17 protein-coding genes are annotated in these 15,130 nt (G+C 67.8%); 14 read left to right on the forward strand and 3 right to left on the reverse strand.

Translation table 11 applies throughout. From position 1 onward, the window contains the following. The first annotated feature begins 126 nt into the window (after nt 1–126). From QF206_RS12490 to dapF, 4 genes are all read left to right on the forward strand, one after another. Nucleotides 127–606 (forward strand): regulatory protein RecX, encoded by a 480-nt coding sequence (locus tag QF206_RS12490; protein WP_353988817.1) that lies wholly within the window; start codon nt 127–129, stop codon nt 604–606. Nucleotides 607–707: 101 nt separating this feature from the next. Beyond that, nucleotides 708–2,249: a tRNA (N6-isopentenyl adenosine(37)-C2)-methylthiotransferase MiaB gene (gene miaB / locus QF206_RS12220; protein ID WP_281489521.1), complete on the forward strand. Its 1,542-nt coding sequence runs from the start codon at nt 708–710 to the stop codon at nt 2,247–2,249. Between the two features lie 2 nt (nt 2,250–2,251). Further along, nucleotides 2,252–3,157 carry a tRNA (adenosine(37)-N6)-dimethylallyltransferase MiaA gene (gene miaA, locus QF206_RS12225; protein ID WP_281489522.1) on the forward strand — a complete coding sequence of 302 codons (906 nt, stop codon included), beginning with the start codon at nt 2,252–2,254 and terminating at the stop codon, nt 3,155–3,157. A 10-nt stretch (nt 3,158–3,167) separates the two neighbouring features. Then, nucleotides 3,168–4,049: a diaminopimelate epimerase gene (gene dapF, locus QF206_RS12230; RefSeq protein WP_281489523.1), complete on the forward strand. Its 882-nt coding sequence runs from the start codon at nt 3,168–3,170 to the stop codon at nt 4,047–4,049. A gap of 124 nt (nt 4,050–4,173) precedes the next feature. Here dapF and QF206_RS12235 read toward each other — a convergent pair whose 3' ends face one another. Beyond that, on the reverse strand, nt 4,174–4,782 hold the full coding sequence (locus tag QF206_RS12235) for a class I SAM-dependent methyltransferase (RefSeq protein WP_281489524.1): 609 nt from the start codon (nt 4,780–4,782) through the stop codon (nt 4,174–4,176). A 41-nt stretch (nt 4,783–4,823) separates the two neighbouring features. Here QF206_RS12235 and hflX point away from each other — a divergent pair, with 41 nt between their 5' ends. Beyond that, entirely contained in the window at nt 4,824–6,407 is a 1,584-nt protein-coding gene (hflX, locus tag QF206_RS12240) for a GTPase HflX (RefSeq protein ID WP_422785395.1), read from the forward strand. Nucleotides 6,408–6,481: 74 nt separating this feature from the next. Here the strand turns inward: hflX and lexA are convergent, their stop codons facing one another. After that, on the reverse strand, nt 6,482–7,150 hold the full coding sequence (lexA, locus tag QF206_RS12245; RefSeq protein WP_281489525.1) for a transcriptional repressor LexA: 669 nt from the start codon (nt 7,148–7,150) through the stop codon (nt 6,482–6,484). Between the two features lie 299 nt (nt 7,151–7,449). On the opposite strand from lexA, the gene QF206_RS12250 reads away from it, so the two are divergent. The 9 genes from QF206_RS12250 to QF206_RS12290 all read left to right on the forward strand — a co-directional run bounded on the left by QF206_RS12250 (nt 7,450) and on the right by QF206_RS12290 (nt 14,707). Then, nucleotides 7,450–7,800, forward strand: coding sequence for a LysM peptidoglycan-binding domain-containing protein (locus QF206_RS12250; RefSeq protein ID WP_281489526.1), 351 nt, complete (start codon nt 7,450–7,452; stop codon nt 7,798–7,800). Between the two features lie 52 nt (nt 7,801–7,852). Continuing rightward, nucleotides 7,853–8,929, forward strand: coding sequence for a histidinol-phosphate transaminase (locus QF206_RS12255; RefSeq protein ID WP_281489527.1), 1,077 nt, complete (start codon nt 7,853–7,855; stop codon nt 8,927–8,929). Then, entirely contained in the window at nt 8,926–9,534 is a 609-nt protein-coding gene (gene hisB / locus QF206_RS12260) for an imidazoleglycerol-phosphate dehydratase HisB (RefSeq protein WP_281489528.1), read from the forward strand. The genes QF206_RS12255 and hisB overlap by 4 nt, the downstream gene beginning before the upstream one ends. A 2-nt stretch (nt 9,535–9,536) precedes the next feature. After that, a complete protein-coding gene (gene hisH, locus QF206_RS12265; RefSeq protein WP_281489529.1) occupies nt 9,537–10,169 on the forward strand; it encodes an imidazole glycerol phosphate synthase subunit HisH in 633 nt (210 codons plus the stop codon). Nucleotides 10,170–10,270: 101 nt separating this feature from the next. Beyond that, nucleotides 10,271–11,020 (forward strand): bifunctional 1-(5-phosphoribosyl)-5-((5-phosphoribosylamino)methylideneamino)imidazole-4-carboxamide isomerase/phosphoribosylanthranilate isomerase PriA, encoded by a 750-nt coding sequence (priA, locus tag QF206_RS12270; protein ID WP_281489530.1) that lies wholly within the window; start codon nt 10,271–10,273, stop codon nt 11,018–11,020. Between the two features lie 49 nt (nt 11,021–11,069). Further along, nucleotides 11,070–11,849 carry an SseB family protein gene (locus QF206_RS12275; RefSeq protein WP_281489531.1) on the forward strand — a complete coding sequence of 260 codons (780 nt, stop codon included), beginning with the start codon at nt 11,070–11,072 and terminating at the stop codon, nt 11,847–11,849. Between the two features lie 166 nt (nt 11,850–12,015). Then, complete coding sequence (locus QF206_RS12280; RefSeq protein WP_281489532.1) at nt 12,016–13,032, forward strand: ABC transporter substrate-binding protein; 1,017 nt, start codon at nt 12,016–12,018, stop codon at nt 13,030–13,032. Nucleotides 13,033–13,043: 11 nt separating this feature from the next. Next, nucleotides 13,044–13,883: an ABC transporter permease gene (locus QF206_RS12285; protein ID WP_281489533.1), complete on the forward strand. Its 840-nt coding sequence runs from the start codon at nt 13,044–13,046 to the stop codon at nt 13,881–13,883. After that, nucleotides 13,880–14,707 carry an ABC transporter ATP-binding protein gene (locus QF206_RS12290; RefSeq protein ID WP_281489534.1) on the forward strand — a complete coding sequence of 276 codons (828 nt, stop codon included), beginning with the start codon at nt 13,880–13,882 and terminating at the stop codon, nt 14,705–14,707. Before QF206_RS12285 ends, QF206_RS12290 begins: the two co-directional genes overlap by 4 nt. A gap of 32 nt (nt 14,708–14,739) precedes the next feature. On the opposite strand, the gene QF206_RS12295 is transcribed toward QF206_RS12290, so the two are convergent. Continuing rightward, nucleotides 14,740–15,081 (reverse strand): DUF1844 domain-containing protein, encoded by a 342-nt coding sequence (locus QF206_RS12295; RefSeq protein WP_281489535.1) that lies wholly within the window; start codon nt 15,079–15,081, stop codon nt 14,740–14,742. Nucleotides 15,082–15,130: the final 49 nt, after the last annotated feature.

The raw sequence follows: 15,130 nt of genomic DNA on the forward strand, positions 1-15,130 counted from the left end.
ACCGCCGAACTCGCTGCCATGCTCGACTCGCCGGTCGAACTCGATGGAGTACGGCCAGAGTCGTTGACCTCTGGATCAGCGCCGGTATCCGAAGCTGAGCATCGTGCGCGCATCGAGAACATCAGCATGGCCGCGCTCACTCGCCGAGACGTCTCGAGAGCCGAGCTCATCGGGCGCCTCATCGAGCGTGAGGTCGATCCAGAAGACGCCGAAGCCGAGGCCGACCGCCTCGAGCGTGTTGGTCTCATCGACGATGCGGCGTTCGCCGAGCGCCTTGTCGAGCGACTTCGCCGGAGAAAGGGCATAGCCGGTGCGGCCCTTCGCGCCGAACTCCGATCTCGCAAGCTCGCAGACGAGGCGATCGAGCATGCGCTTGACGCAGTCGATCGCGACGACGATCGCGCGTTTGCGATCGAACTGGCGCAGAAGCGAGCACGGTCCCTCGGGCGGCTGGAACGCGACGTTGCCGAACGTCGGCTGGCTGCGTTCCTCATGCGCAAGGGGTACAGCGGAAGCATCGTGCGTGAAGCGGTGTCTGCCGTGCTCGGTCGCGGCCGTGACGCTTCGCGCTCTCATGGTGGAGTGCGGTTCCGCAGCGAGGAGTGAACGCGCTGGTGAGGAGCCCTCGGGAACACATCTGGCCCGCTCGTCGCTCGGGATTTCCAGCTGCATGTGCGATACCTGGCCAGTCGTAGACTTGCCTGATCATGAGCAAGACCGCCCTGCGCCCTGGCAAAGCAGCCCGTCCCCGCACGTATGAGGTCCGCACCTACGGGTGCCAGATGAACGTGCACGACTCCGAGCGGCTCAGCGGATCGCTCGAAGCGGCAGGATATGTTCGGGCCGATGGCGACCAGGCCGATGTGGTCGTGATCAATACCTGTGCCGTGCGAGAGAACGCCGACAACAAGCTCTACGGCAACCTCGGCCACCTTGCCGGCGTGAAGCGCGAGCACGAGGGCATGCAGATCGCCGTCGGCGGCTGCCTGGCCCAGAAAGACAAGAACGTCATCCTCGAGAAGGCTCCGTGGGTCGACGTGGTCTTCGGCACGCACAACATGGGCTCGCTGCCCGCCCTGCTCGAGCGAGCCCGCCACAACGACGAGGCCCAGATCGAGATCCTCGAATCCCTCGAGGTGTTCCCGTCGACGCTCCCGACCCGCCGCGACTCGGCCTACAGCGCCTGGGTCTCGATCTCTGTCGGCTGCAACAACACCTGCACCTTCTGCATCGTTCCGTCACTGCGCGGCAAAGAGAAGGACCGCCGTCCCGGCGACGTACTCGCCGAGATCCAGGCGGTCGTCGACGACGGCGCCATCGAGGTCACCTTGCTCGGGCAGAACGTGAACTCCTACGGCGTCGAGTTCGGCGACCGTCAGGCGTTCAGCAAACTGCTGCGGGCGACCGGATCGATCGAAGGGCTTGAACGCGTCCGTTTCACCAGTCCGCACCCGGCCGCCTTCACCGACGACGTGATCGACGCGATGGCCGAGACGCCGAACGTGATGCCGCAGTTGCACATGCCATTGCAGTCAGGGTCCGACCGGGTGCTTCGCGCCATGAGGCGCAGCTACCGCTCCGAACGGTTCCTCGGCATCCTCGACCGTGTCCGAGCGAAGATCCCGTACGCGGCCATCAGCACTGACATCATCGTGGGCTTCCCCGGCGAGACTGAAGAGGACTTCCAAGAGACACTTCGCGTGGTCGAAGCCGCTCGCTTCGCGTCAGCCTTCACCTTCCAGTACTCCATCCGCCCGGGAACTCCTGCCGCGACCATGGACGACCAGGTGCCGAAGGAGGTCGTGCAGGAGCGCTATGAACGCCTGATCGCCCTGCAGGAGCGCATCAGCCTCGCAGAGAACCAGGCGCAAGTGGGGCGTACGGTCCAGGTGCTGGTCGCCACCGGCGAGGGCAAGAAGGATGCCGAGACCCACCGGCTCTCCGGGCGGGCAGAAGACAGCAGGCTCGTCCACTTCAACGTGCCGGCCGGGAGCGAGCAGCCCCGCCCCGGCGATGTGGTGACGCTCGACATCACGCAGGCAGCGCCGTTCCACCTCATCGCCGACAGCGATCAGCCCCTTCGTGTGCGCCGCACACGGGCCGGCGACGCTTGGGATCGCGCGCAGGCGGAATCCTGCGGGACTCCGTCGCCCTCGGCGTCGGGCACCCCAGGTTCGGTCTCGCTCGGAATGCCGTCATTGCGCGTCGCCACGCTTCCCATCTACGACCTCGCCGACGAGCAGCGCTGACGATGCTGGCCATCGTCGGCGCCACCGGCACCGGCAAGTCCGCCCTCTCCCTCGATCTGGCGGAGCGACTCGCGGAAGAAGGCCGGCCCGCTGAGATCGTGAACGCCGATGCCATGCAGCTGTACCGGGGCATGGACATCGGCACTGCCAAAGTTCCGCCTGCCGAACGCCGCGGCATCCCGCATCACTTCTTCGACGTGCTCGACCCCGCCGACGAGGCGAGCGTGGCCTGGTTCCAGCAAGAGGCACGCGCCGCGGTCGAACAGATCGCAGACCGCGGTGCCGTGCCGATCCTGGTCGGCGGCAGCGGGCTCTACGTCTCGGCAGTGTTGTTCGACCTCCGGTTCCCCGGCACGGATCCCGCGGTTCGGGCGCGTCTCGAACGCGAGCTCGAAGACCGAGGGCCGGGCGAACTGCATCGGCGACTCAGGGAGCTCGATCCGGCATCCGCCCGCACGATCGATGCCCAGAATGGCCGCCGGATCGTCCGCGCGCTGGAGGTGATCGAGCTCACAGGCGCTCCCTTCGATGCGGGGCTCCCAGAGCAGCCCGCCTACTGGCGACCGGCGCAGATCATCGGGCTCGACCTGCCGCGCGCGCAGCTCGTGGAACGTCTTGACCGCCGAGCAGCAGAGATGTGGAGTGAAGGGATCGTCGAAGAGGTGCGTTCGCTGCTCGCCGACGGTGTGCGGTTCGGTCAGACGGCAGGGCGAGCGATCGGCTATGCGCAGGCCATCGCGCAACTGCGTGGAGAGCTTGACCAGGCATCCGCTATCGAGCAGACCGCCGCGCTGACCCGTAGGTATGCCCGTCGCCAGGTCAGTTGGTTCCGTCGCTACCACGATGCGCGATGGCTCTCAGCAGATCAGCCCGGGCTCGTAGACGAAGCGCTCGCCCGCGCCGCCTAGCATTGACCCGATGGGCACGCTGCATTTCACCAAGGGCCACGGCACGGGCAACGACTTCATCCTGTTCGCCGACCCAGGCGGAGAGCAGAGTCTGAGTGCCGAGAAACTTGCCATGCTCGCCGATCGGCATTTCGGAATCGGCGCTGACGGCATCATCCGCGCTGTGCGCTCTCGCAACCTCCTGGATGGCGCAGCATCGCTGGAAGAGGACCCTGACGCCGAGTGGTTCATGGACTACTACAACGCCGACGGAAGCGTCGCAGAGATGTGCGGCAACGGCATCCGCGTCTTCACCCGGTATCTGCTCGATGAAGGGCTCGTGACTCTGGAGCCCGGCGAGACCCTTCCGATCGGCACTCGTGCGGGGGTGCGCGATGTGCAGTCGAACCGCAGCGGCTTCCAGGTCGACCTCGGTCATTGGCGTCTGACCGGCGCCGAGCCACTGGTGCGCGCCCGCAACCTGCCGGTGGCCCGCCCGGGACTCGGGCTCGAGGTGGGTACGCCTCATGTGGTCGTGGCCCTCGCCGGCGACGACGAACTCGACTCGCTCGACCTCGGCACGGCGCCCCAACTCGATCCTGCGCCGGTCTCGGGCGCGAACATCGAGTTCGTCGTGCCGGCAGATCCGCTGGTCAAGGACGGTATCGGCCGAATCCGCATGCGGGTGCACGAGCGCGGCGTGGGCGAGACCCTGAGTTGCGGCACCGGAGCCGCCGCGGCCGCGCTGGCGACACGGCACTGGGCCGGCGCGGGCGCCCCTGACCATTGGCGGGTGTCAGTGCCCGGCGGCACGGTCGCGGTGCGCGCGTTCCGCGCGGAAGAGGGCGAGCGAGTCGCGCTGAGCGGACCCGCCGAACTCGTGTTCAAGGGCGAGTTCGCGATCCCCGACTGATGCGGATTGCGCTTCGGCGAAGCGCTCGGGCTATAGTGGCGCGGTGATCATCTGACGCGCGGACGACCCGGAGCAGCGCAGCCCTGCTCGGCCACCGTTCTTCGGCGGCCGCTCCTCGATCGGCTCAGCGCCGTCGTCCGCGAAGCACCCGGAATCCCTTGTTCGTCGAGGCACGCACGAATGTGAACTCGTCGGGGAACCTGCCCTGAAGCCAGCGCTGGAGCGAATCGGCTCCAAGGTTCTTCGCCACCACGAGCCAGGCCTCGGTGTCGTGGTCGAGCCGCGGCAGCCAGCGTTCCAGCATGGCGTGCAATTCGTTCTTGCCGACGCGGATCGGGGGATTCGACCACACCGTCATGAAGCGGATGTCGTCGGGCACCTGATCCGGCGTGGCCGCCGTGATGTTCGTCAGCCCCAGGGACTCGGCGTTGCGGCGCACGAGGTCGAGGGCCCGCTCGTTCACGTCGACGGCCCAGACCGTCGCATGCGGCGACTCGGTCGCGAGCGTGAGCGCGATCGGACCCCAACCGCAGCCGAGATCGAGGAGGTTGCCTCCGGGCGGGGGAGCAGGAGTGTTCGCGAGCAGCACCTGCGTTCCGACGTCGATGCGTTCGGGACTGAACACCCCAGACGCCGTGGTCACCTCGACCTCCCGCCCGGCGATGCGAACGCGCAATTGGCGCAATTTCGCATCGCTAGCGGGCATTTCTGAGAAGTAATGCTCCGTGACCATTCGAAAAACCTACCGAAAACGAAAGGACTAGGGTTAAGCCGATGACTGAAGCTGAACACGGCATGCCTGTCGATGACGACCGAGCGGCCGACCAGCAGATGGATGCCGGGGCCGCCGTCTCCACCGATGACGCCGTGAGCCGCGTGCTCGCGGCAGACACCACTCGCGCGGCGGGGTACACCAGGTTCTCGGGCGCGCTCGCTCCGGCGCTTGATGAGCCCGACACTTCCGCGTCCGCCGAGACCGCCCCAGGCGACGGCGAGCAGTTCGACCGCGAGGAACGTGCCGCACTCCGCCGCGTCGCGGGTCTCTCGACCGAGCTCGAAGATGTCACCGAAGTCGAGTACCGCCAGTTGCGGCTCGAGAACGTCGTGCTCATCGGGGTCTACTCCTCGGGAAGCCTGCAGGATGCCGAGAACTCGCTGCGCGAGCTCGCCGCGCTGGCCGAGACCGCCGGCGCCGTCGTGCTCGACGGCCTGCTGCAGCGGCGTCCGCATCCGGATCCGAGCACGTACTTCGGCAGCGGCAAGGCGCGCGAGCTCGCAGACATCGTGCGGGCTCTCGGGGCTGACACGGTGATCGCCGACACGGAGCTCGCACCCAGTCAGCGCCGCGCGCTTGAAGACGTCGTGAAGGTGAAGGTGATCGACCGCACGGCAGTGATCCTCGATATCTTCAGCCAGCACGCCAAGAGCCGGGAGGGCAAGGCGCAGGTCGAGCTCGCCCAGCTCGAGTATCTGCTTCCGCGTCTGCGTGGTTGGGGCGAGTCGATGAGCCGCCAGGCCGGTGGCCAGGTCGGCGCTGCGGGTGCCGGCATGGGCAGCCGCGGCCCGGGTGAGACGAAGATCGAACTCGACCGGCGACGCATCCACCAGCGCATGGCGAAGCTGCGTAAGCAGATCAAGGCCTTCGCGCCGTCTCGTGAGACGAAGCGGGCGAACAGGCACCGTCACCACGTGCCGAGCGTCGCGATCGCGGGCTACACGAACGCCGGCAAGTCGAGCCTGCTCAACCGCATCACCCACGCGGGTGTGCTGGTCGAGAACGCGCTCTTCGCAACGCTCGATCCGACGGTTCGTCGAACGCAGACGCCGGATGGGCGGGCCTACACGCTTGCCGACACGGTCGGGTTCGTGCGGAACCTGCCGCACCAGCTGGTCGAGGCGTTCCGCTCGACGCTCGAAGAGGTGAAGGACGCCGACGTGATCGTGCACGTCGTCGACGCCTCGCACCCCGACCCTGCCGGTCAGCTCGCCTCCGTGCGCGACGTCATCGGTGAGGTGGATGCTCGCGACATCCCCGAGATCGTGGCATTCAACAAGGCCGACCTTGTGAGCGACGATGACCGACTGGTGCTGCGAGGGCTGGAACCGACCGGGATCTTCGTCTCCGCACGCACGGGTGAGGGCGTCGAAGAGCTGCAGCAGCGGATCGCAGACCTCTTGCCTGCGCCCGAGGTCGAGGTCGAGCTGCTGGTGCCGTACGACCGCGGCGACGTCATCTCTCGCCTGCACGTGCAGGGGCGTGTGCTGAAGACCGACTATCTATCGTCGGGCACGCGCGTCAAGGCACTCGTGCACCCTTCCGGCCTCGACGCGGTGCAGGAGTTCGCGGTCAAGATGTGAACCGCGGCGTCCGCGGGCGGTGTCTGAGCGCCCGCGGACGGTTCGGCGGGTGAGCGCCTGCGGGGTAGCGACCGTCACACGGTGCGGAGCACGGCGACGACCTTGCCCAGCACTTCGGCGTAGTCGCCGAGAATCGGTTCGAAGTTGCTGTTGCGAGGAAGCAGCCACGTGTGGCCGTCGCGCTGGCGGAAGACTTTCACCGTCGCCTCGTCGTCGAGCATGGCCGCCACGATGTCGCCGTTCTCGGCGGTCGGCTGCTGACGCACCACGACCCAGTCGCCGTCGCAGATGGCGGCATCGATCATCGAGTCGCCGACGACCTTGAGAATGAAGAGGTCGCCCTTGCCCACCAGTTGGCGAGGAAGAGGGAACACCTCTTCGATCTGCTGCTCAGCAGTGATCGGGATGCCGGCGGCGATGCGCCCGACCATGGGGACCATCGCAGCGTCACCCACGACAGCGGTCTCGCCCGCGGCATCCTCGCCCGGCAGGTCGATGAGCACTTCGAGCGCGCGGGGACGGTTGGGGTCGCGGCGCAGATAGCCGCTCAGCTCCAGTTGGTTCAGCTGGTGCGTGACGCTCGAGAGCGAGGCCAGGCCGACTGCGTCACCGATCTCGCGCATGCTCGGCGGGTAGCCCCGAGTGGTCACGGAGCGCTGGATGGCTTCCAGGATGGCGCGCTGCTTGTCGCTGAGACTCTTTCTCCGGCGAGTGCCCCGGCCCGGCTCCGTCATGTCGCCCATCGTCCCCTCCTGGTGCGCGACGGCGCCCGCCGTCTCGAATGTCAGTGGTCGTCCGTTGACTACTCCTGACTCTCGAAACTGTATCCGCCCTCAGTGGAGGAGACAAACATTTCTTCGAACGTGTCTCGCGGGCTTCCGCGTGATTTCGCGGCACTAGGAGTGGTTGACAGTCTAGAGATTCGAAAGTATGTTCGGAACACAGGTTCGCATCCGATGCCCGCCGGCCCGCGGCGTCGGATGCGAACCCGACCGGAACGGCCGATCGGGTTCCCGCGGCACCGTACGGAAGAGGAGAAGAGATGTCTGCATCGCACCGCACCATCGCACCGCGCACCACCGCACCCCGTCTGCGCCTGACTCGCCGCGGGCGCGCGGTCTTCACCACATTGGCAGCGATTCCAGCGGTCGCAGCCGCCCTCTTCATCGGCCTGCAGGGCGGCGTGGCGACTGCCGGCGACACCGCGAGCGGTGTGACGTTCTCCACGGTCACGGTCGAGGCGGGCGAGTCGCTCTGGAGCATCGCTGAACGCATCGCGCCCGGCTCAGACCCTCGCGATGTCATCTACGAGATCGCGCGCCTCAACCAGCTCGAGAGCACCGACGTGCAGCCCGGTCAGCAGTTGGCGATGCCCGTGGCCTACGCCCGCTGATCCGCCCTCGCCGCTCGAAGCTGCGGCGGCACCCGCTGGCTACACTGACCCGGTGACCACCCTCGACGATCTGCCCATCCGCGACGACCTGCGCGGCAAGAAGCCGTACGGTGCGCCCCAGAAGCCGGTGCGCGTCGCGCTCAATGTCAACGAGAACACCCATCCAGTGCCCGAGACGGTTGCTCAGGACATAGTGGACCGGGTCGCGCAGGCCGTGCGCACCGTCAACCGGTATCCCGACCGCGAGTTCACTGTCCTTAGGGAGAAGCTCGCCGCCTACCTGGGTCATGGCATCACGCGCGAGCAGATCTGGGCAGCGAACGGGTCGAACGAAGTGCTGCAGCAGTTCATGCAAGCGTTCGGTGGTCCCGGTCGCACCGTGCTCGGCTTCCCGCCGACCTACTCGATGCACTCGATCATCGCGGAGGGCACCGGCACCCACTGGGTCACTGCGCCGCGAGACGCCGACTTCGAGCTGAGCCCCGAAACGGTGGAGCGCGGCATCCGCGCCACGAAGCCCGACATCGTCTTCCTCTGCTCACCCAACAACCCCACCGGCACACCGGTGTCGCTCGATACCATCGAAGCCGCCTACAGCGCGTTCGATGGGATGCTGCTGGTCGACGAGGCGTACGCCGAGTTCGCGCCCACCGGTTCGCCCACCGCATTGACGCTGTTAGAGGGGCGTCCGCGCCTCGCCGTCTCGCGCACCCTGAGCAAGGCCTTCGCATTCGCTGGCGCTCGAGTCGGGTACCTCGCCGCCGACCCCGCAGTGACGGACGCGCTGAGACTGGTGCGACTCCCGTACCATCTCTCGGCCCTCACCCAAGCGGCAGCGGGCGCTGCGCTGGATCATGCCGACCTCATGCTCGCGATGGTCGACGACATCAAGGCGCAGCGGGACCGCATCGTCGCCGAACTTCCCAAGCTTGGCTATCGGCCCTACCGCAGCTGGTCGAACTTCGTGCTCTTCGGCGGCGTCGCCGACCCGCACGACGTGTTCCTGCGGCTGCTCGCCGATGACATCCTCATTCGCGATCTCGGGATTCCCGGTCACCTGCGCGTGAGCGCGGGCACGGAGGCCGAGACGACGGCCTTCCTCGAGGCGCTCGCTAGGATCGAGGCATGACCCCCCAGCCCCGTGTCGCTTCCATTTCGCGAGAGACCAGCGAGTCGAGCGTCGAACTCGAACTCGACCTCGATGGCACTGGTGCGTCCTCGATCGACACCGGTGTGCCGTTCTACGACCACATGCTCACCGCGCTGTCGAAGCACTCCCTCATCGACCTCACGATCCGGGCCAAGGGCGACACTCACATCGACGTGCACCACACCGTCGAAGACACCGCCATCGTGCTGGGACAGGCACTGAAGCAGGCCCTCGGCGACAAGGCGGGCATCTCCCGCTACGGCGACGCGCTCGTGCCCCTCGACGAGGCGCTGGCTCAGGCGGTGGTCGACGTCTCCGGCCGCCCGTACCTGGTCCACAGCGGCGAGCCCGACGGTTTCGAGCTGCACCTCATCGGAGGTCACTTCACCGGTTCCATGGTGCGTCACGTGTTCGAGGCGATCACGTTCAACGCGGGCCTCACCGTGCACGTGCGACTCATCGAGGGCCGCGACCCGCACCACATCGCCGAGGCCGAGTTCAAGGCCTTCGCTCGGGCGCTGCGCACCGCCATCGCCCGTGACGAGAAGGTCACCGGCATCCCCTCGACCAAGGGCGCTCTCTGATCATGACCGGTCCTTCCGTCGTCGTGCTCGACTACGGGTCAGGCAACATCCACTCGGCCGCCAAAGCGGTTGAAGCCGCCGGCGCGCGCGTCGAAGTCACCGCCGCACGCGATCGGGTGATCGCGGCCGACGGTCTGGTCGTGCCGGGGGTCGGCGCGTTCTCGGCGGTGATGGAGCAGCTCGACGCCGTGCGCGCCCACGAACTCATCGGTCGTCGATTGAGCGGTGGCCGGGGCGTGCTCGGCATCTGCGTCGGGATGCAGGTGCTGTTCGAACACGGGGTGGAGCGGGGAATCGATACCGCAGGCATGGGGGAGTGGCCCGGCTCGGTGACGCGCCTGCAGGCCGATGTGCTGCCGCACATGGGTTGGAACACGGTCGAGGCAGCACCGGACTCGCGACTCTTCGACGGCATCCGTGATGAGCGCTTCTATTTCGTGCACTCCTACGCGGCACACGAGTGGACGCTGCAGGCCGACCCGCAGTTCCCACAACCTCGGCTCACCTGGGCCCGGCACGGCGAGCGGTTCCTCGCGGCGGTCGAGAACGGGCCGCTCATGGCGACGCAGTTCCACCCCGAGAAGTCGGGTCAGCCAGGCATCCGTCTGCTGCGCAACTGGCTCGCGACCCTCTGATCCAGCACCGCATGGGATTCGCGAGTAGCATCATTCGTCGGCCGTCACGCCACCGCGCACTCGCGCGGACGGGCGATCGATCGCCCCGACACGAGGAAGACATGAGCGAGTTCAGCACTTCTCCCGTATTGACCCTGCTGCCGGCCATTGATGTCGTCGATGGCAAGGCGGTGCGTCTGCTGCAGGGCGAGGCGGGCAGCGAGACCGACTACGGCGACCCCGTGTCCGCGGCCGAGTTGTGGGCCGAGCAGGGCGCGGAGTGGATCCACCTCGTCGACCTCGATGCAGCGTTCGGTCGTGGGCACAACCGCGGAGTGATCAAGCGCATCATCAAGAACCTGCCGCGCGAGGTGCACGTGGAGCTCTCCGGCGGCATCCGTGACGACGAGGGCGTCGAGGCAGCGCTCGCCACTGGTGCGCGCCGGTTGAACCTCGGCACCGCCGCACTCGAGAACCCCGAATGGGCGGCGCACGTCATCGCCGAGTACGGCGAGGCGATCGCGATCGGTCTCGATGTGCGGGGCACGACCCTCGCCACGCGGGGCTGGACGCAGGAGGGCGGCGACCTCTGGGCGGTCATGGCCCGTCTCGAAGAGGCCGGCTGCAGCCGCTACGTCGTGACCGATGTCACCAAGGACGGCACACTGCGCGGCCCGAACCTCGACCTGCTGCGCGAGGTGCTCGAGCGCACCGACAAGCCCGTCATCGCGTCGGGCGGGGTGTCGAACCTCGACGACATCGCTGCGCTTCGCGACCTCGTACCCCTCGGACTCGAGGGCGCCATCATCGGCAAGGCGCTGTACGCCGGCGCATTCACTCTCGCGGAGGCGCTCGACGTCGCCGGCGTCTGAGCCCAGCGACCGGCGAACGGGCAGCGTCCAGCGGTAGGCGGCGAGCGGTATGCGAGGAGCAGACACGGGCCACGCGGATTCAGCTGGCGTTCCCTGGGAGGGGCGGGAATTCCAGGCGAACCCGCACGCCAACGACGACGGTCGTGCGCCCCGAGAGCTCGAGGCGGCGCTGCGCGGGTTCCGAGAGGGCACTGCGGGGGCGGATGCTGTCGTCGACGCCGTGCGTTCCGTGCGCCTGCTCGTGCCGCTCGTGGCCGAGCTCGGCGAGGCGGGCGAGAACGAGCACGGTCAGCTCATCGACAAGAGCCAGGAGCTCTCCATCGTGACCGTGGCCGGCCCCGATGGGCGGAACGTCATGCCGGTGTTCAGCAGCGTCGACGCGATGCAGCACTGGAACGCCGCAGCCAGGCCGATCCCCGTCGATGGCCAGCGCGTCGCGCTCGCTGCCGCGTCAGAGCAGACCGACCTCGTGGTCATCGACCCGGGTTCCGAGCACGAGTTCGTCGTGCGCAGACCGGCACTCTGGGCGATCGCGCAGAGCACGGGCTGGCGTCCCGCCTACGACGACCCCGAAGTGATCGCCTGCTTCTCGGCATCCGTCGCCGATGAACCTGCCGTGCAGCGCGTCGAGATCTCGTCGGGTGACCCCGACCACCGACTGCAGGGCCCCGAGGTCATTGTGCGCCTCACTCTCGCGCCGGGTCTCGACCAGCAGGCGCTCTCTGCGGTGCTGTCGCGATTGCAGCAGCGCTGGGCCACCGAGACGGTCATCGCAGAGCGGGTCGACTCGATGACGGTCAAGCTCGCCGCAGGACCGTCGCCCGCCTGAGACCCGTTCGGTCGAGGCGAGAGCGGCTCATGCGACCTGGCGCTCCACTGCACGGGCCGCCGCCCGCGCTCGGGTGGTGCGCCGGCGCTCATCGGTGGTGCGCCGGAGCGAGTAAACTCTTGGGGGTTTCTGCGTCGGTTCTGCGGCGCGCCAAGGAAGGAACATCGTGTCTCTCGGTCTTGCATCCCGTCGCTTCGCACCGCGAATGGCGGCAGTCGCCGCGGTAGCCGCTGTCGGCCTCGCCCTCACCGGATGCGCTGCCGGCAGCACCGATTCGCAGCAGGGCGAAGAAACCGAGTCCACGGCGATCCGCATGGCGACGCAGCCCTGGATCGGCTACGGCCCGTGGGCGATCGCCGACGAGCAGGGGTACTTCGACGACCGCGGCCTCGACGTGACGCTCACGAGCTTCGACGGCGACGCCGAGGTGAACGCGGCGCTCGCCTCCGGTCAGGCCGACGTGGCCAATGTCGCGAGCCACACCGCCCTGCAGTTCGTCGAGAACGGTGTGGACGTCTCGATCATCCTGCTCATGGATGCCGCGACCACCGCCGACGCCATCATCGCGAGCGGCGACATCACCACCATCGCCGATCTGAAGGGTCAGAAGGTCGCGTACGAAGAGGGCGCGACCAGCGACCTGCTCCTGAACTACGCGCTCGCCGAGAACGGCATGAGCATCGACGACATCGAGCGGGTGCCAATGGGCGCGAGCGAAGCCGGTGCCGCGCTGATCGGCAACCGTGTGCCGGTCGCGGTCACCTACGAGCCGTACATCACCGAGGCCCTCGCTCAGTCCGACTCGGTGCACGTGCTGTACACGGCCGCCGAGCGCGAGGGTCTCATCAGCGACGTGCTCGTCGTGCGCAACGATGTGCTCGAGCAGAAGCCGGAGGCGCTTCGCAGCTTGCTCGCCGCGTGGGACGACGCCATCGGCTTCTACAACGACAACACCGACGAGGGCCGCGCCATCATCGCGACCGCGGTCGGTGCAGCACCTGAGGAGCTGACCACGGCGTTCGACGGCGTCGAGTTCTTCACCCTCGACGACAACGCCGAACTGCTCGACGGCGCGTACCTCGACGAGGCGCTCCCGGCGATCATCGAGGCCGGCAAGGTCGCGAAGATCCTCGACGGCAGCGCGAAGCCCTCCGACGTCGTCGACTCAAGCCTGCTGAAGTAGCGAAGCGCGCGGTGGCCTCCGAGACGCCCGTCGTCGCCTCCCCGGCGGCCGCTTCACCCCGTCGGCGCCCGCGCCGCGTGGGGGAGCGGCTGAGTCCGCGTCGGTACGCCGCGACCGCGGTCGCGACCTTCGTGGTGCTCATCGCCGTGTGGTGGGCGGCCACCGCGTTCGGACTCGTCGACCCGCTGTTCCTGCCCGGGCCGGATGCCGTCGTCGCGAAGCTCATCGCGCAAGCCCAGAACGGGCAGCTCTGGAGCGATATCGCGGTCAGTGTCTACCGCATCTTCGTGGGCTTCCTGCTCGCGACGGTGATGGCCCTTCCGCTCGGCGTGCTTATGGGGGCCAACGCCCATGCCGAAGCCGCCTTGGAACCGCTCATCGACTTCGTGCGGTACATGCCGGTCGTCGCCTTCGTGCCGCTCACGATCCTCTGGGTGGGCACCGACGACGCCCAGAAGTTCCTCATCATCTGGATCGGCACCTTCTTCCAGCAAGTCCTGCTCATCGCGGATGCCGTTCGTCAGGTGCCGGTGTCGTTCGTGCAGCTCGGTGAGACCCTCGGCATGGGACGTGCCGGCATCCTCATGCGGATCGTCTTCCCGTCGGCGCTGCCCCGCATCTGGGATGCCATGCGCATCTGTCTCGGCTGGGCGTGGACCTGGCTCGTGGTCGCAGAGCTCGTCGCGGCCACGAGTGGCATGGGATACCGCATCATGACCGCGCAGCGCTTCTTCGCGACCGACACCATCATCGGCTACGTGCTCGTGCTCGGTCTCCTCGGTCTCGTCTTCGACCAGGTCATGCGCGCGGCTGGGCGACGCATGTTCCGTCACCAGAGGGCTGCCTCATGACTGACTCCATCGATCGCAGCGCAGCACCCGCCGGCGCCGCACCTGCCAGCGGCGGTGCCGTCTCAGCTGGAACGCCGAAGATCGCCATCGACGACGTCACCCGCCGGTTCGGTGAGGTCACAGCGCTGCAGCAGGTGAACCTCTCGGTGGCCGAGAACGAGTTCGTCTCCTTGGTCGGCACCTCCGGATGCGGCAAGAGCACGCTGCTGTCGATCATCGCCGGTCTCGACGCGCCTGATGAGGGCACGGTCACGGTCTCCGGACGAGGCGTGACCGAGCCGGGCCGAGATCGCGGCGTCGTGTTCCAGCGCGCCACGCTGCTGCCCTGGCTCACCGCGCAGGGCAACGTCGAGTTCGCGCTGCGCGGCGAGCGGCTGAGCCAGGCCGAGCGCCGCGATGCCGCGCGTGAGGTGCTCGCGCAGGTGGGGCTCGAGGGGTTCGAGGGCGCCTACCCGAGTGAACTCTCGGGCGGTATGCAGCAGCGCGTCGCGCTCGCTCGCTCACTGTCGTACCGCCCCGACATCCTGCTCATGGATGAGCCGTTCGGCGCACTCGATGCGCTGACGCGAGCCGATATGCAGCGGCTGCTCATCGACGTGTGGGAGCGGCATCGCATCACGGTGGTCTTCGTCACCCATGACATCGAAGAGGCCGTGCTCATCTCAGACCGCGTGGTGGTGATGAGCCCGCGGCCCGGGCGCATTCGAGCCGAGGTGCCGATCGCGCTCGACCGGCCGCGCGGCGAGCACTCGCGAGAGGCGCCGGAGTTCCGCGCGCACGCCCACGACATCCTCGCGATGATCCACGAGCGCGCGGCTCAGTAGGGCCGACCGAAGCGGCAACGCCGCCGGATGCGTCAGCTGACGGGGCCGGTGTACTTCTCGCCCGGACCCTTGCCGTGCTCGTCGGGGAACGGCGACGCCTCGCGGAAGGCCAGTTGCACCGAGCGCAGTCCGTCGCGCAGCGGTCGTGCGTGCTGGTCGCCCAGATCAGGGGCGGATGCCGTGACCAGACCGGCGAGGGCGTTGATGAGCTTGCGGGCCTCATCGAGGTCGAGCGTCTCGTTGCCCCGTTCGGTGAGGCCGCATTTCACGGCCGCGGCGCTCAGCAAATGCACCGCGACGGTGTTGATCACCTCGACCGCCGGCACCTCCGCGATGTCGCGGATCTGCTCGTGATCGGTCTCGTGCTCGCTCATCGGGTGTTTCCTCTGCTATTCTTGTGCGGGCTCCGGGGCTTCCCCGGTA

This window comes from Ruicaihuangia caeni (assembly GCF_029952955.1).
Taxonomy (GTDB): Bacteria; Actinomycetota; Actinomycetes; order Actinomycetales; family Microbacteriaceae; genus Ruicaihuangia; species Ruicaihuangia caeni.